The 15297-nt window shown below is 71.7% G+C and carries 14 protein-coding genes; 9 read left to right on the top strand and 5 right to left on the bottom strand.

Features of this window, described 5'->3' with window-relative positions; all coding sequences use genetic code 11:
* Positions 1 to 32 precede the first annotated feature (32 nt).
* Positions 33 to 314 (top strand): pyrimidine/purine nucleoside phosphorylase, encoded by a 282-nt coding sequence (locus ACFVGW_RS19220; protein WP_385852821.1) that lies wholly within the window; start codon positions 33 to 35, stop codon positions 312 to 314.
* A gap of 102 nt (positions 315 to 416) precedes the next feature.
* Here the strand turns inward: ACFVGW_RS19220 and ACFVGW_RS19225 are convergent, their stop codons facing one another.
* A complete protein-coding gene (locus tag ACFVGW_RS19225) occupies positions 417 to 1322 on the bottom strand; it encodes a trypsin-like serine peptidase (RefSeq protein ID WP_383222973.1) in 906 nt (301 codons plus the stop codon).
* A gap of 98 nt (positions 1323 to 1420) precedes the next feature.
* Complete coding sequence (locus tag ACFVGW_RS19230) at positions 1421 to 1906, bottom strand: GNAT family N-acetyltransferase (protein WP_385852822.1); 486 nt, start codon at positions 1904 to 1906, stop codon at positions 1421 to 1423.
* Positions 1907 to 1956: 50 nt separating this feature from the next.
* On the opposite strand from ACFVGW_RS19230, the gene ACFVGW_RS19235 reads away from it, so the two are divergent.
* Positions 1957 to 2754: an exodeoxyribonuclease III gene (locus ACFVGW_RS19235; protein ID WP_385852823.1), complete on the top strand. Its 798-nt coding sequence runs from the start codon at positions 1957 to 1959 to the stop codon at positions 2752 to 2754.
* A 96-nt stretch (positions 2755 to 2850) separates the two neighbouring features.
* Here the strand turns inward: ACFVGW_RS19235 and ACFVGW_RS19240 are convergent, their stop codons facing one another.
* Positions 2851 to 3468, bottom strand: coding sequence for a MerR family transcriptional regulator (locus ACFVGW_RS19240; protein WP_352188544.1), 618 nt, complete (start codon positions 3466 to 3468; stop codon positions 2851 to 2853).
* A 191-nt stretch (positions 3469 to 3659) separates the two neighbouring features.
* Here ACFVGW_RS19240 and ACFVGW_RS19245 point away from each other — a divergent pair, with 191 nt between their 5' ends.
* The 5 genes from ACFVGW_RS19245 to ACFVGW_RS19265 all read left to right on the top strand — a co-directional run bounded on the left by ACFVGW_RS19245 (position 3660) and on the right by ACFVGW_RS19265 (position 8047).
* Positions 3660 to 5204, top strand: coding sequence for a flavin-containing monooxygenase (locus tag ACFVGW_RS19245; RefSeq protein WP_385852824.1), 1545 nt, complete (start codon positions 3660 to 3662; stop codon positions 5202 to 5204).
* Positions 5201 to 6211 carry an alpha/beta fold hydrolase gene (locus ACFVGW_RS19250; protein WP_385852825.1) on the top strand — a complete coding sequence of 337 codons (1011 nt, stop codon included), beginning with the start codon at positions 5201 to 5203 and terminating at the stop codon, positions 6209 to 6211. The genes ACFVGW_RS19245 and ACFVGW_RS19250 overlap by 4 nt, the downstream gene beginning before the upstream one ends.
* Positions 6208 to 7089 (top strand): SDR family oxidoreductase, encoded by an 882-nt coding sequence (locus ACFVGW_RS19255; protein WP_383311052.1) that lies wholly within the window; start codon positions 6208 to 6210, stop codon positions 7087 to 7089. The genes ACFVGW_RS19250 and ACFVGW_RS19255 overlap by 4 nt, the downstream gene beginning before the upstream one ends.
* 109 nt (positions 7090 to 7198) lie before the next feature.
* On the top strand, positions 7199 to 7387 hold the full coding sequence (locus ACFVGW_RS19260; RefSeq protein WP_352188447.1) for a hypothetical protein: 189 nt from the start codon (positions 7199 to 7201) through the stop codon (positions 7385 to 7387).
* 96 nt (positions 7388 to 7483) lie between these two features.
* Positions 7484 to 8047: a GNAT family N-acetyltransferase gene (locus tag ACFVGW_RS19265; protein WP_383311050.1), complete on the top strand. Its 564-nt coding sequence runs from the start codon at positions 7484 to 7486 to the stop codon at positions 8045 to 8047.
* Here the strand turns inward: ACFVGW_RS19265 and ACFVGW_RS19270 are convergent.
* Positions 7948 to 11268 carry a S41 family peptidase gene (locus ACFVGW_RS19270; RefSeq protein ID WP_385852826.1) on the bottom strand — a complete coding sequence of 1107 codons (3321 nt, stop codon included), beginning with the start codon at positions 11266 to 11268 and terminating at the stop codon, positions 7948 to 7950. The genes ACFVGW_RS19265 and ACFVGW_RS19270 overlap by 100 nt on opposite strands.
* A gap of 207 nt (positions 11269 to 11475) precedes the next feature.
* Between ACFVGW_RS19270 and ACFVGW_RS19275 the strand changes: the two genes are divergently transcribed.
* Both ACFVGW_RS19275 and ACFVGW_RS19280 read left to right on the top strand, forming a co-directional pair.
* Positions 11476 to 12048 (top strand): TetR/AcrR family transcriptional regulator, encoded by a 573-nt coding sequence (locus tag ACFVGW_RS19275; protein WP_383222991.1) that lies wholly within the window; start codon positions 11476 to 11478, stop codon positions 12046 to 12048.
* A gap of 127 nt (positions 12049 to 12175) precedes the next feature.
* A complete protein-coding gene (locus ACFVGW_RS19280) occupies positions 12176 to 14338 on the top strand; it encodes an MMPL family transporter (RefSeq protein ID WP_385852827.1) in 2163 nt (720 codons plus the stop codon).
* A 165-nt stretch (positions 14339 to 14503) separates the two neighbouring features.
* On the opposite strand, the gene ACFVGW_RS19285 is transcribed toward ACFVGW_RS19280, so the two are convergent.
* Positions 14504 to 15295: an endonuclease/exonuclease/phosphatase family protein gene (locus ACFVGW_RS19285; protein WP_383288072.1), complete on the bottom strand. Its 792-nt coding sequence runs from the start codon at positions 15293 to 15295 to the stop codon at positions 14504 to 14506.
* Positions 15296 to 15297: the final 2 nt, after the last annotated feature.

Consider the following 15297-nt stretch of genomic DNA (forward strand, 5'->3'; position numbering starts at 1 on the left):
CACTTCTCCGTACACGTACCACGAGGACGCCCATGTTCAAGGTCAACGAATACTTCGACGGCGCGGTCAAGTCGATCGCCTTCGCCCAGGAGGAGGGCCCGGCGAGCGTCGGCGTCATGGCGCCCGGCGCGTACGAGTTCGGCACCGCCGCCCCGGAGATCATGCACGTGATCAGCGGCGCCCTGACCGTCAGGCTCCCCGGCACGGACGACTGGGAGACCTTCTCCGCCGGCAGCCGGTTCGAGGTGCCGGGCGACAGCACGTTCCAGCTCGAGGTCGCGGTCGACACCGCGTACCTCTGCGAGTACCGCTGACCGCTCGCCGCCGTAGGTGCGTTCCACGGCCGGGGTCCACCCCGCCCGTGCGGACGAAGGCCCCGCCCGGGCGGGAGGTGCCGGGCGGGACCGTCGTGGGTGTCAGGACGCCTGGGCCCGGTCGTACAGGGCCTTCGCGTCGTTGCCGAAGTACGGGCCGAACATGCGGTTGGGCAGGAACGTGTAGCCGAAGCTGTTCACCGAGACCTGGAGGCCCGTGCCCGTGGCCTCGCTGAAGCCGGAGAACCACGGGCCGCCGCTGGAGCCGCCCGTCATGTTGCAGCCGAGGCTGTGGTCCTGGGAGAACAGGAAGTCCTTCGAGGAGTTGCCCGCGCAGTGGACGAGCTTCGAGCCGTCGTACGGGGACGCCGCCGGGAAGCCGAAGGCGTACATCGGCTTGTTGTAGCCGCCGTTGAACTGGATGCCCTGGGCGCCGGTGACGGAGGTGAGGGTGCGGCCGTTCAGCGGGGCCACCACCGCGGCGCCCACGTCGTAGTTGATGTCCTCGCTCGCCTCCCACTGAGGGGTGGTGAGCGTCTTCGTCGCCGTCCACTGGCCGTACGGCGCGTTGCCGTTGTCGTACGCCGGGACGAAGACCCAGTTGGTGTGCCAGGCGCCCTGGTACTTCACGCAGTGGCCGGCCGTGATGACCGTGCTCTGGTTCTGGCTGGTGACGGCGTTGCCGGAGCAGGAGGCCGTACGGCCCTGGAAGGTGAAGAAGACCCGGCCGGAGGTCTTCACGACCGCGCCGCCGCCCGTCCAGGGGCCGCCCGGCTGCGGGAAGGCCGTGGGGGCGATCGTGGTGGGGGTGGCCGAGCCGGCGACCCGCGCGAGGGTCTTGAGGGCCCCGGGGGTGACCTCAAGGTCCAGCGGGACCGCCGAGCGCATCCGCTCAGCGGTCCAGAAGGCGGGCTTCTCCGCGGCTTGCGCCGAGGTCGCGGTCAGTGCTCCCGTCAGCAGGGCTCCGACGGACAACAGGACCGCTGCGACTGTGCGATGGCGTCTCACGCATGTCTCCTTCTGCCGAGGCAGGTGGGGGATGAGAACGGTGCGGATCGACGTGCGTGGGCAGCGTGCCAGACGGGGCGGAGAATGTCAGGGGCGCGTCAGGGGTTTTCGGTCAGCGGCTTCGCGAAGCAACGGCTGCTCTCGTAGTCCCGGTAGTAGCCGAACTTCGGGCACAGCTCGTAACCGCTGGAGGCGTACAGCGCCATCGCCTCGGGCTGCGCCGTGCCCGTCTCCAGGACCATCCGCGTCCGCCCGGCCGCCCGGGCGTCCTCCTCGAGGGCGGCCAGGATGCGGCGGGCGAGGCCCAGGCCGCGCGCCTCGGACGCCACGAACATGCGCTTGAGCTCGGCGTCGCCGTCCGCGTACCCCATGTCGTTCGTGTCCTGGGTGCGCCAGCCGCCGGACGCGACGGGGCGGTCCTCGGTGTCGTACGCGAGGAGGTAGAGGCCGCGCGGCGGTACGAACATCCCGGGGTCGAGCGGTGTGTCGTCGCCCTCGCCGTAGCGGGCGGCGTATTCCAGCTGGACGGCGGCGTCGAGCTTGGCCGCATCGGGGTGGTCGTACGGTACGGGTCGTATAAGCATGTGAGGCATTGTATGTGTATGCGGCCTTGGGGTGTCGGTATTCTCCCCGGATGCTCACTGTCACGACCGTCAATGTCAATGGACTCCGAGCCGCGGCCAAGAAGGGGTTCGTGGAGTGGCTCGCCGGCACCTCCGCCGACGCCGTCTGCCTGCAGGAGGTGCGCGCCGAGGAGGCCCAGCTCCCGGCCGAGGTGCGGGCGCCCGAGGGCTGGTTCACCGCGCACGCGCCCGCCGCCGCCAAGGGGCGCGCCGGCGTCTCCCTCTACACCCGCCGCGAGCCCGACGCCGTGCGCGTCGGCTTCGGGTCGAGCGAGTTCGACGGCAGCGGCCGTTACATCGAGGCCGACCTGCCCGGCGTCACCGTCGCCAGCCTCTACCTCCCCTCCGGCGAGGTCGGCACCGAGCGGCAGGACGAGAAGATCCGCTTCATGGACGAGTTCCTGCCGTATCTGAAGGAGCTCAAGGAGCGCGCCGCCGCCGACGGCCGCGAGGTCGTCGTCTGCGGCGACTGGAACATCGCCCACCGCGAGGCCGACCTCAAGAACTGGAAGGCCAACCGGAAGAACGCCGGCTTCCTCCCCGAGGAGCGGGAGTGGCTGAGCCGGGTCTTCGGCGAGGCCGGGTACGTCGACGTCGTCCGCGCCTTCCACCCCGACCAGGAGGGCCCGTACTCCTGGTGGTCCTACCGCGGACGCGCCTTCGACAACGACACCGGCTGGCGCATCGACTACCAGGTGGCCACCCCGCGACTGGCCGGGAAGACCGTGAAGGCGTACGTCGAGCGGGCCGCCACGCACGCCGAGCGGTGGAGCGACCACGCGCCCGTCACGGCGGTCTACGACCTGTAGGCGCCGCCGGTGTCACCCGGTCATGAGGGATCCCGGACGGGAGCCCGGGCGGGAGACCACGGGAGACCACGGGAGACCGGGGAGGCGCGGGCGGTCTCAGGGCTCGCGCAGGCGGCGGTCCAGGGCCATCGAGAGCTCGGCCTCCACCACGCTCTTGGCGAGCGGGCGCAGCCGCTGGATGTCCTTCTCCTCCGCGTGGGCGCGCAGGAGTTCGGTGAAGAGTCCGGCCAGCGCGTCCGCGTGCTCGCGAACCGCCCGCCCGGCCTCAAGGACGGCGGCGAGCGGGATGCCCTCCTTGACCAGGGCCGCGGAGACGTCGAGCAGCCGGCGGCTGATGTGGACGATGGCGTCGCCGTCGGTGGCGAGATAGCCGAGGTCGAGGGCGGCGAGCAGGTTCTCGGGGGTGACCTCGTCCGTGAAGTAGTCGGCCAGCTCCTGGGGGGTGAGCCGGATCGGCTCCTCCTCGGTGGGTTCGCCGAGGCCGAGGACCTCGCTGACGTCCTTGCCGCTCTCGAAGGCGGTGTTGAGGTCGGCGATGCCGTTGAGGGTGTGGCCGCGTTCGAGCAGGGCGCTGATCGTGCGGAGTTTGGCCAGGTGGTGGTCGTCGTACCAGGCGATGCGGCCCTCACGGCGGGGCGGTGCGATCAGCCCGCGCTCGCGGTAGAAGCGCAGGGTGCGCACGGTGATGCCGGCCGCCGCCGCGAGCTCGTCCATGCGGTACTCGCGTACGCCCTTCACGTCTTCCGATCGGTCTGCCACGCCCGCCAGCCTATGTTGTACCGCCGGTAACTTTCCCTCGTCCGCCCCCTACCGCTCGGTATGCCGCTGCTCTACAGTCCCGACTGTGCCAGTGATTGCTGGCGGAATCTTGGTCGTAGGCACGGGCCGGGCGCACAGGAGGCGGCATGGCGAAGCACGAGCACGTACGCGTGGTGGTGATCGGATCGGGGTTCGGTGGACTCGGGGCGGCCGTCCGGCTGCGCCGCGAGGGGGTCACCGACTTCGTCGTCCTGGAGCGGGCCGACTCCGTGGGCGGCACCTGGCGCGACAACAGCTATCCCGGCTGCGCCTGCGACGTCCCGTCCCACCTGTACTCCTTCTCCTTCGCGCCCAACCCCGACTGGCCCCGCACCTTCTCCGGGCAGCGTCACATCCGCGCCTACCTGGAGCACGTCACCGACACCTTCCGGCTCCGCCCGCACCTGCGGCTGAACCACGAGGTGACGGAGATGCGCTGGGACGCCGACGAGCTGCGCTGGCACATCGAGACCGGCCGGGGCACCTTCACCGCCGACGTGATCGTCTCGGCGACCGGCCCGCTCTCCGACCCGAAGATCCCCGACATCCCGGGACTCGCCGACTTCACCGGCAAGGTCTTCCACTCTGCGCAGTGGGACCACGACTACGACCTCACCGGCAAGCGCGTCGCGATGGTCGGCACCGGTGCCTCCGCCATCCAGATCGTGCCCGCGATCCAGCCCCAGGTCGGGAGGCTGACGCTCTTCCAGCGCACCCCGCCGTGGGTCATGCCCCGTATGGACCGCGCCATCACCGGCGCCGAGCGCTGGCTCCACCGCACGCTCCCCTTCACCGGGACCGCACGCCGCGGGCTGCTCTGGGGCATCCGTGAACTCCAGGTCAGCGCCTTCACCAAGCGCCCGGGCGAGCTCGGCCTCGTCGAGTCGCTCGCCAAGGCCAACATGGCCAAGTCGATCAAGGACCCGGTGCTGCGGGCCAAGCTGACCCCCTCGTACCGCATCGGCTGCAAGCGCATCCTGCTCTCCAACGCGTACTACCCGGCGCTCGCCGAGCCCAACGTGGACGTCGTCGCCTCCGGCCTGCGCGAGGTGCGCGGCTCGACCGTCGTGGCCGCCGACGGGACGGAGACCGAGGTCGACGCGATCGTCTTCGGTACGGGATTCCACGTCACCGACATGCCGATCGCCGACCGCGTCGTCGGCGCGGACGGCGTCCGGCTCTCCGAGGCGTGGAAGGACGGGGTGCAGTCGCTGCGCGGCGCGACCGTCGACGGCTTCCCCAACTGGATGACGATCATCGGGCCGAACACGGGCCTGGGGAACTCCTCCATGATCCTGATGATCGAGTCCCAGCTGAACTACATGGCCGACTATCTGCGCCAGCTCGACGTCCTCGGAGGGCGCGCCGCCCTCGCCGCCCGGCCGTCCGCCGTCGGCGCCTGGAACCGCAAGGTGCAGGACCGGATGGAGCGGACCGTGTGGAAGTCGGGCGGCTGTGACAGCTGGTACCTGGACGCCAACGGCCGCAACACGACGCTCTGGCCGGGGACGACCGGTGAGTTCCGGCGCGAGACGCGGCGGGTGGACCTCGCGGAGTACGAGGTGCTGAGGCCGGCGGTCGCGGAGAAGGCTCCGGCGGACCGCCGCGGAGCGTCCGCGTCCGCGTCGCGGAAGAAGGAGACGGTGAAGTGAGCCGCCTCTTCGGGTCCCGTACGGGATCGCTGCCGCATCCGCGCGAGGTCGTCGCCGTCTCGGCCGACGGCGCCCGCGTCCACGTCGAGGTGTACGGCCCCGAGGACGCCCCGGCCGTCGTCCTGTCCCACGGCTGGACCTGCTCGATCGCCTTCTGGGCCGAGCAGATTCGGGACCTCGCCCGGGACCACCGGGTCATCGCCTACGACCAGCGCGGCCACGGCCGTACCCCCGCCCCGGCCGGTCCGTCCGGCTACTCGACGCGGGCGCTCGCCGACGACCTGGAGGCCGTGCTCGGCGCGACCCTCCGACCGGGCGAGCGGGCGGTCCTCGCCGGGCACTCCATGGGCGGCATGACGCTGATGGCGGCCGCCACGCGCCCGGCCTTCCGGGAGCACGCGGCCGCGGCCCTGCTCTGCTCCACGGGGCCGTCCCGGCTCGTGGCCGAGTCTCTCGTCGTCCCGCTGCGGGCCGGCGGCCTGCGGACCCGGCTGACCGGGTGGATCCTGGGGGCGAGGGCGCCGCTCGGACCGGTCACTCCGGTCTCCCGGAAGATCCTCAAGTACGCGACGATGGGCCCGGGTTCCGCGCCCGAGCGGGTCGACGCCTGTGCCCGGATCGTGCACGCCTGTCCGCGCCGCCCGCGGGTGGCCTGGTCGCACGTCCTCGCCGAGCTCGATCTCGACGCGGGCGTACGGGAGTTGGAGCTGCCCGTGGCAGTGATCGCCGGAACGGCCGACCGGCTCACGCCGCCCGTGCACTCCCGTGCCCTGGCCGCCGCGCTGCCGCGGTGCGTGGGGCTCGACGAGCTCGCCGGGATGGGCCACATGACACCGGTGGAGGCGCCGGAGGCCGTGACGGCCCGGATCAGGGAACTCGTCACCACGTACGTACAGGCTCAGGAAAAGGCTCAGGAACAGCCACAGGCACAGGCACAGGCGCAGGAACAGGTCCAGGTCCAGGTCCCGGCTCAGGCGCACGGGGACCAGAAGGAGGGTGCGGCATGAGCAGGGTCAGTCTGGAGGGCCAGGTCGCCGTCGTGACCGGAGCGGCCCGGGGTGTCGGCGAACTCCTCGCCCGCAAGCTCTCCGCCCGCGGCGCGAAGCTCGCGCTGGTCGGCCTGGAGCCCGAGGAGCTGAAGCAGGTCGCCGGCCGGCTGCACACCGAGGCCGACTGGTGGCACGCGGACGTCACCGACCACGAGGCGATGGCCACGGTGGCCGCCGAGGTCAAGGAGCGCTTCGGCAAGGTCGACATCGTGGTCGCCAACGCGGGGGTCGCGGCGGGCGGCCCGTTCGTGGACTCCGACCCGGTCGCCTGGCGGCGGGTCATCGAGGTCAACCTCATCGGCGGCGCGGTGACCGGGCGGGCGTTCCTGCCCGTCCTGATGGAGTCGCGCGGCTACTTCCTGCAGATCGCCTCGCTCGCGGCGATGACCCCGGCGCCTATGATGACGGCGTACTGCGCCTCCAAGTCGGGCGTCGAGGCCTTCGCCCACAGCCTGCGCGCCGAGGTCGGCCACAAGGGGGTGAAGGTCGGCGTCGGCTACCTCTCCTGGACCGACACGGACATGGTGCGGGGCGCGGACCGGGACGACGTGATGAAGGAGCTGCGGCAGCGGCTGCCCTGGCCGTCGAACCGCACGTACCCCCTGGGCCCCGCCGTGGACCGGATCGTGGCGGGCATCGAGCGGCGTTCGGCGCATGTGTACGCGCAGTGGTGGCTGCGCGGGATGCAGTCCACGCGCGGCTACCTGCCCGGGATCATCGCCACGGTCGGGCAGCGCGAGATGAAGCGCTTCGAACCCCGCCTGGCCGGCGTCGCCAAGGGCCTCGTCGGGGCGGGCGGCGCGGCGGACGAACAGGCCCGCTCCGGGCGGGTGTGACGGTCCGTAACTGATCGAAATGCGCGCAATGTTCCGCCATGCCACGCTGGTCGAGGCCCAAGGGGCGAGCCGCCCCGTTCCCCTCACACCCTTCTAGGAGTGAACCTTCATGGGCATGCGAGACCAGTACGAGGACAAGGCGAAGCAGGCCGCCGAGCAGGCGAAGCAGAAGATGGGCAGGGCGAGGGACGAAGCGTCCGAGCGCGCCTCCCGGGCCAAGGGCCGCCCCTCCGAGGAGGAGCAGCGCCGGTCCCAGCAGGAGGGCCAGGACCGCCTCGACATGGACTACGACGCCTGACGTCCGTCCTCAGAAGGCGCACCCGGGACGCCGGGTGCGCCTTTCGCGTTCCCATATTCCGGGCGGCCGCGCGGACCTGCGCCGTACGGTGATCCCATGCCCTTACTGCAGCTGCTCCGAGCCGACCACGCGCCCGCGCTCCTCGCGTTCGAGCGGGAGAACCGCGCGTACTTCGCCGCCCATGTGCCCGACCGGGGCGACGCGTACTTCGAGGAGTTCGCCTCGCGCCATCAGGCGCTCCTGGACGAGCAGGGGGCCGGGGGGATCCTCTTCCATCTGCTCGTGGGGGACGGCGGCGAGATCCTCGGCCGGTTCAACCTCGTCGACGTGGCCGACGGCGGCGCCGAACTCGGCTATCGGGTGGCCGAGAAGGCGGCCGGGCGCGGGCACGCCACCCGGGGCGTACGGGAGGTGTGCCGGCTGGCGGCCGAGGAGTACGGGCTGCGGCGGCTGAGTGCCACGGCCGCGCTCGACAACGTGCCGTCCCGGGCGGTGCTCGCCCGGGTCGGCTTCGGTGCCGTGGGAGGCGTCACGCTCGACGGCGGCCTGCGGGGCATCGCCTACGAGCTGGACCTGGGCGCGCTGGTCCCGTCCCCGTCCCCTTCCCCGGTGCTCCTCGGCGGGAGCTTCGGGCGGGAGCGGTCCGGGACGTCGTCGTAGCCGGGCGGGGTGGCCGCCGGGGTCTTCGCCAGCAGGGAGAGCGCCACCTCGACCGCGTCGTCCAGCTGGGCGTGCCGGCCCTCGGCCCAGTCCAGCGGGGTCCGCAGGATCGCCAGGTCCGGCTCCACGCCCTGGTTCTCCACCGACCAGCCGTACTCGGGGAACCAGGCCGCGTTCATCGGCACCGTGATCTGCGTACCGTCGCCCAGCCGGTGCCGGCCCGTCATGCCGACCACCCCGCCCCACGTCCGCTGACCGATCACCGGCCCCAGCCCGAGCAGCTTGAACGCGGCCGTGATCATGTCGCCGTCCGAGGACGTCGCCTCGTCCGCGAGCGCGACGACCGGACCGCGCGGGGCGTTCGAGGAGTACGACACCGGCTGGGCGTTGCGCGTCAGGTCCCAGCCCAGGATCTTGCGGGTGAGCTTCTCCACGACGAGTTCGCTGATGTGGCCGCCCGCGTTGCCGCGCACGTCCACGATCAGGGCGGGCCGTGAGACCTCCATCCGCAGGTCGCGGTTGAACTGCGCCCAGCCCGAGCCGCCCATGTCGGGGATGTGCAGATAGCCGCACCTGCCACCGCTGACCTCCCGGACCACCGCACGCCGCTTGGCCACCCAGTCCTGGTAGCGCAGCGGGCGGTCGTCGATCAGCGGCACGATCGCCACGCGGCGCGCGCGCCCCTCGCCCTCCGCCGGGCGGAACGTCAGCTCGACGGTCGTACCGCCCGAGGAGGACAGCAGAGGATACGGACCCGTCACCGGGTCCACCGGGCGGCCGTCCACATGGGTGAGGACCGCGCCCTCCCGGATTCCCGTGCCGGCGAGCGGCGAGCGGGCCTTGGAGTCCGAGGAGTCGCCCGGCAGGATCCGCTTGACCATCCAACCCCCGTCCCGGGGCACGAGGTTGGCGCCGAGCAGGCCCATCGGGCGCTGGTAGTGCGGCGGTCCCTCGTTGCGGCGCGCGGGCGACACGTACGCGTGCGAGGTGCCCAGCTCGCCCATCACCTCGCGCAGCAGATCGGTGAAGTCGTCGGGGGAGGCGACCCGTTCGACCAGCGGACGGTACTGGTCGAGGACGGCCGGCCAGTCCACCCCGCACATGTTCGGGTCCCAGAAGTAGGCCTGGACGATCCGGCCCGCCTCGTCGTAGGCGCCCCGCCACTCCGCCTCCGGGTCGACCTCGTGCAGGATCCGCCGCAGGTCGATGTAGACGGTCGAGTCGCCGTCCCCGGGCTCCGTGGCCGGCACCGCCCGCAGCTCGCCCTCGTCGACCACGACGAGCCGTGAATCGTCGCCGCTGACCGCGAACCAGTCCAGGTGCTGCACCAGTTCGGTCTTGCGGGCCTTGGTGATGTTGAAGTACTCCAGCGTCGGCCGGCCCGTCGTGTCGGCGGGATTGGCGAAGGTCTCGCCGAGCGCGCCCGAGATCGGCCAGCGCAGCCAGACGAGGCCGCCGCCGCTGACCGGGTGCATCGCCGAGTACTTGGACGCGGAGACGGGGAAGGGCGTGACCCGGTCCGCGAGCCCCTCCACCTCCACGATCGTGGTGCCCTCACCGTCCGCGGCCTCGGCGTCGGTCTCGGCCGGGTCGAGCCCGCCCGCCGCCGGCCGGCCGTCCGGCAGCAGCGCGAAGGGCGAGGGCGTGGCGGAGGAGAGCGGTACGAGATAGGGGCGGCAGCCCAGCGGGAAGGAGAGGTCGCCGGTGTGCACGTCGTACACCGGGTCGAAGCCCCGCCAGGAGAGGAACGCGAGATAGCGGCCGTCGCGGGTGAAGACCGGATTCTCGTCCTCGAAGCGGCCGTTGGTGACGTCGACGATCGTCCGGGGGCCCGGGCCGGCGATCCGGGCCATCTTGATCTGCCGCAGCGAACGGCCGATCCCCGGGTGGGCCCAGGTCAGCCAGGACCCGTCGGGGGAGAAGGCGAGATCACGCACCGGCCCGTTGATCGAGCGGATCAGCTCGGTGACGTCGCCGGTGGACTCCTCGGTCGTGTCGAGGAGCAGCAGGCGGCCGTCGTGGGAGGCGATCGCGAGGCGCTCGCCCTCCGGGTCGGAGATCATCTCCTCGACCCGGCCCAGCTCGCCCGTGGCCAGCCGGCGCGGCTCCCGTTCGCCGCTCGCGCGCGGCAGGTACGCGACCTCGACGGCGTCCTCGCCCTCGGCGTCGGTGACGTACGCGACCTGGCCGCTGCTGCCCAGCATCTCTGGCAGCCGGACCCGGACGCCCGGGGTGTCGGTGATCGTGCGGGCCGGGCCGTCGCGGTGGGTGAGCCAGTACAGGCTGCCGCGGACCGAGACCGCGCTCGCCCGCCCCGTCTCGTCGACCGAGAGGGCGTCCACGTGGTTGGCGGCCGGGACCTGGTAGTGCCGTCGGCCGGCGCGCGGGCCGCCGAGCCGTACCTCCAGCCTGCGCGGGGCGGAGTCGGGGGCGGTCACGTCGTCGACGATCCACAGGTCGCCCGCGCACTGGTAGACCACGCGCCGGCCGTCGCTGGAGGCGTGCCGGGCGTAGAAGGCGTCGTGGTCGGTGTGACGGCGCAGACCGGTGCCGTCGGGCAGGCAGGAGTAGAGGTTGCCGACGCCCTCGTGGTCGGAGAGGAACGCGATCCGGCCGGCCACGAACATCGGCGCGTCGAGGTGCCCGCCGATGTCCGGGAGTAGTTGCTCGCCGTGCAGCCAGAGCCGGCCGGTCGCCCCGCCGCGGTAGCGCTTCCAGGAGGCCGGCTCGTGCGGCGGCTTTCCGGTGAGGAGGAGCGTGCGGCGCTCGCCGTCCAGGTCGGCCACGGCGATGTCGGAGACCGGGCCCCAGGGCATCCGGCCGCCGGGGGAGCCGTCGGTGGGGACGGTGTAGGCCCAGGAGAAGTACGAGAAGGGCTGGCCGTGCGAGGAGACGGCGAGGATGTCGCCCTCCGGGGACCAGGAGCAGACCCGGGTGTCGGTCGAGCCCCAGTAGGTGAGCCGTCGCGAGGGGCCGCCCTCGACCGGCGCGAGGTGGATCTCGGGGTCGAGGCTGCGCCAGGTCGTGTAGGCGATGTGGCGGCCGTCGGGCGAGAAACGGGGGTGGCCGACCCGGGTCCGGTCGACGGTGACCCGCCAGGCCCGGCCGGGGTGCCGGCCGTCGGGCACGAGGGGTGCGACCCAGAGGTCGTCCTCGGCCGCGAAGCACAGCAGGTCGTCGTGGAGGTGCGGGTAGCGGAGATACGCGGCGTCGTCACTCACCCCCCAATGCTTTCCACCCTGATGGGGTGCGGCAACTCGTATGCGTTTTCGCTCCCGCCCGGCGCCCGGCCCGGCGCCCGGCCGGGCGCCGGGTTCGACGGCCCCGAGGTGCTGTGGTGCACGACACGTACGAAACGGTTTCGTTTCGCTGAGGGCCGGGGTACCTTCTTGGTGTACGAAACCGTTTCGTTCGGATGGAGACCGGTCATGGCAGGCAGCAGGCTCACCCCTGAGCGTGAGTCCGAGCTGTACGGAGCCGTGCTCGACCTCCTGCGCGAGGTCGGCTACGACGCCCTCACCATGGACGCCGTCGCCGCCCGCACCCGCTCCAGCAAGGCCACCCTCTACCGCCAGTGGGGGAGCAAGCCCGAACTGGTCGCCACGGCACTGCGCGACAACAAGCCGATCAAGCTCGCCCGGATCGACACGGGCACCTTGCGCGGCGACTTCCAGGCGATCATGGAGCTGACCGACGACTGCCAGATGGAGAAGGACACCGCGCTGATGCGCGGCCTCGCTCAGGCGGTCCACGCCAACCCCGACCTGCACCAGGCGCTGCGTGAACTGCTCATCGAACCCGAGATGAGCAACCTGCGCGTCACCCTGGAGCGAGCGGTGGCACGGGGCGAGATCAGCGCCGACAACCCGGCACTGAAGTTCGTCCCGCACATGATCATCGGGGCGTTCGTCGCGCGTCCGCTGATCGAGGACCAGCCGATCGACCGCGCCTTCATCACCGACTACGTCAACGCCGTCGTGCTCCCCTCACTCGGCGCCTGACCGCCACCGGCTCCCCGGCCGGTACCACCGACACGTCCTCACCCGTACCTCCTGACGCTGCGCACCGCTCACGCCGTCGGGCCGGCTCCCCATGCCCTGTCCCACCACGAAATGGGAGTAAGCCCCCGTGGCCACGTTCCTCTACAAGCTGGGTCGCTCCGCCTTCCGGCGCCGACGGCTCGTCGCCCTGCTCTGGGTGGCGCTGCTCGCGCTCGCCGGAGTCGGCGCGGCCACCGCGCCCGCCGCGACCTCCAGTTCCTTCTCGATTCCCGGTACCGAGGCCCAGAAGGCCTTCGACCTCCTTGAGCAGCGCTTCCCCGGCGGCAACGCCGACGGGGGCACCGCCCGCGTCGTCTTCAAGGCCCCCGAGGGCCAGAAGATGACCGACGCGGCCAACAAGGCCAAGGTCCAGGACGTCGTCGACGAGCTGAGGGCCGGCTCCGACGAGGTCGCCTCCGTCGTCGACCCCTACGCCGCCCAGGCGGTCTCGAAGGACGGCTCGACCGCCTACGTCTCCGTCAGCTACAAGGTCTCCGGCATGGAGCTGAGCGACGCGACGCGCGAGGCGCTGCAGAAGACCGGGCACGACGCGCAGGGGAAGGGGCTGACCGTCGAGATCGGCGGTGACGCCCTGCAGACCATGCCGGAGACCGGCGCGGGCGAGATCGTCGGCGTGGTCATCGCCGGCATCGTGCTCGTCATCACCTTCGGTTCGCTGGTCGCCGCGGGGCTTCCGCTGCTCACCGCGATCATCGGCGTCGGCATCGGCGTCTCCTCGATCACGGCGCTCGCGAACGTCCTCGACCTCGGCTCCACCACCTCCACCCTCGCGATGATGATCGGCCTCGCGGTCGGCATCGACTACGCCCTCTTCATCGTCTCCCGCTACCGCGCCGAGCTCGCCGAGGGCCGGGAGCGCGAGGACGCCGCGGGCCGCGCGGTCGGAACGGCCGGTTCGGCCGTCGTCTTCGCCGGTCTCACCGTGGTGATCGCCCTGGTCGGCCTCGCCGTCGTCAACATCCCGATGCTGACGAAGATGGGCTTCGCCGCGGCCGGCACGGTCGTGATCGCGGTCCTGATCGCGCTCACCCTGATCCCGGCGCTGCTCGGCTTCGCCGGCACCAAGGTCGTGGGCCGCAAGGAGCGCAAGGGGCTGAAGAAGGCCGACGACAAGCCCAACATGGGCACCCGCTGGGCCCGGTTCGTCATCCGCCGCCCGGTCATGGTCCTGCTCGTCGGTGTCCTCGGCCTCGGCGCGGTCGCCGTGCCGGCCGCCTCCCTGGAGATGGGTCTGCCGGACGACGGCGCGAAGCCGGTCTCCGCCACCGAGCGCCGGGCGTACGACCTGCTGTCGGACGGGTTCGGCCCCGGGTTCAACGGGCCGCTGATGGTCGTCGTCGACGGGGACAAGGCCGCGGCCGAGTCCACCGTGAAGGAGATCGAGGGCCTGAACGGGGTCGTGGCGGTGACGAAGCCGACGCCGAACAAGGCCGGCGACACGGCGATGATCACCGTCATCCCGAAGGACCGCCCCTCCTCGGTCGAGACCGAGACCCTGGTCCACGACATCCGGGACGCGACCGGCGACAACGTCCTGGTCACCGGTGCCACCGCGATGAACGTCGACTTCTCGCAGAAGATGAACGACGCGCTCGTGCCCTACCTGGCACTGGTCGTCGGACTCGCCTTCCTGCTCCTCATGGTGGTCTTCCGCTCGATCCTCGTCCCGCTGAAGGCGGCCCTCGGCTTCCTGCTCTCGGTGGTCGCCGCCCTCGGCGCGGTCGTCGCGGTCTTCCAGTGGGGCTGGCTCGGCTCGCTGTTCGGGGTCGAGCAGACCGGCCCGATCATGTCGATGATGCCGATCTTCATGGTGGGCGTGGTCTTCGGTCTCGCCATGGACTACGAGGTCTTCCTCGTCACCCGGATGCGCGAGGCGTACGTCCACGGGGAGCGGCCCGGCGAGACGATCGTGACCGGCTTCCGGCACAGCGCCCGGGTGGTCACCGCCGCCGCGGTGATCATGATCGCGGTCTTCTCCGGATTCATCGGCATGACCGACCAGATGATCAAGATGATCGGCTTCGGTCTCGCCGTCGCCGTCCTCTTCGACGCGTTCGTGGTCCGCATGGCGATCGTCCCGGCGGTGCTCGCGCTGCTCGGCCACAAGGCGTGGTGGCTGCCGAAGTGGCTGGACAGGGCGCTGCCCAACGTGGACGTGGAGGGCGAGGGCCTGGCGGCGAAGGACGCCGAGGGGCCGCAGGACCCGGAGCGCGAGCTCGTGCGGGTCTGAGTCGCCTGAGAGACTCCGGGGCCGCTCCTTGAGCGGAGGAGAGTACGCCCCGGACCGCGCCGGGACCCGTGGGGACGGGGAGCCGACGCGGCACCGCGCCGTCATCGTGTCGAGACCGACACGGTGACGGCGCGGTCGCGTCCGGGGCTCTCGCGGACCGGTGCCTCAGGCCGCCGGGGGCGTGATCGTCACGCTCTCGACGAGGACGTGGTGGTCCGAGCGTGGGGTGTCGGCGACCACGCACCAGCGGCGTGCCTCGCTGCTGAACAGGTGGTCGAGCTTCCAGCCGCCGTCGTGGGTGTCGCGGCCGTCGCGGACCGCCCCCTGCTGGTCGCACTCCCGGTAACCGGGGGTGCCCTCGCCCTGGGAGTAGAGCCCGGCCGGCCAGATCCAGACGTCCGGGTTGCCCGGCCGGTCCGGCGGGCTCGCGTTGAAGTCGCCGCCGAAGACCACCTTCGGGAAGCCGGAGACGACCTGCTTGATCTCCGCCAGCTGGTCGTCGCGGTAGTCCCAGTCCGGGTGGTCGGGGTTGGCGTTCTTCGTCGACACGTGGACGGCGCAGAGCCGTACGCCGAAGTACGTCGCCGTCGCGCACTGGAACGGCCGGGTGAGGCCGGTCCACGGCTGGGTCGTCGGGTACTCCTTGGCGTCCGTGAGGCCGGCCTTGGCCACGATCGCGGTGCCCGCGAGGTCGTTCGGGTCGGAGCCGGCGCCGGTCGCGCAGGGGCTCGGGGTCCGTACGCCGTTCTGCGACCAGTGGTACGGCGCGAAGCTCTTGCTCCACCCCGGGCCGAGCTTGGTCATCAGGTCGTCGAGGCCGCTCGCGCAGACCTCCTGGAGCAGGACGGCCTGCACGTAGTTGCTCTGCACGTACTGCTTGACCACGTCGGACTTCTCGGCCGCCGTGCCGGTGCCGGTGCATCCCCACCGCTCGACGCCGCACATGTTCCAGCTCATGA

The sequence above is a fragment of the Streptomyces sp. NPDC127129 genome, assembly GCF_042671585.1.
In the GTDB taxonomy this organism is placed as follows: domain Bacteria; phylum Actinomycetota; class Actinomycetes; order Streptomycetales; family Streptomycetaceae; genus Streptomyces.

Excerpts from the sequence above, each read along its gene's own strand:
- ACFVGW_RS19255 (WP_383311052.1), top strand. The coding sequence starts at position 6,208 with ATGAGCAGGGTCAGTCTGGAGGGCCAGGTCGCCGTCGTGACCGGAGCG.
- ACFVGW_RS19260 (WP_352188447.1), top strand. The coding sequence starts at position 7,199 with ATGGGCATGCGAGACCAGTACGAGGACAAGGCGAAGCAGGCCGCCGAG.
- ACFVGW_RS19240 (WP_352188544.1), bottom strand. The coding sequence starts at position 3,468 with ATGGACGAGCTCGCGGCGGCGGCCGGCATCACCGTGCGCACCCTGCGC.
- ACFVGW_RS19230 (WP_385852822.1), bottom strand. The coding sequence starts at position 1,906 with ATGCTTATACGACCCGTACCGTACGACCACCCCGATGCGGCCAAGCTC.
- ACFVGW_RS19235 (WP_385852823.1), top strand. The coding sequence starts at position 1,957 with ATGCTCACTGTCACGACCGTCAATGTCAATGGACTCCGAGCCGCGGCC.
- ACFVGW_RS19245 (WP_385852824.1), top strand. The coding sequence starts at position 3,660 with ATGGCGAAGCACGAGCACGTACGCGTGGTGGTGATCGGATCGGGGTTC.
- ACFVGW_RS19220 (WP_385852821.1), top strand. The coding sequence starts at position 33 with ATGTTCAAGGTCAACGAATACTTCGACGGCGCGGTCAAGTCGATCGCC.
- ACFVGW_RS19265 (WP_383311050.1), top strand. The coding sequence starts at position 7,484 with ATGCCCTTACTGCAGCTGCTCCGAGCCGACCACGCGCCCGCGCTCCTC.
- ACFVGW_RS19275 (WP_383222991.1), top strand. The coding sequence starts at position 11,476 with ATGGCAGGCAGCAGGCTCACCCCTGAGCGTGAGTCCGAGCTGTACGGA.
- ACFVGW_RS19285 (WP_383288072.1), bottom strand. The coding sequence starts at position 15,295 with ATGAGCTGGAACATGTGCGGCGTCGAGCGGTGGGGATGCACCGGCACC.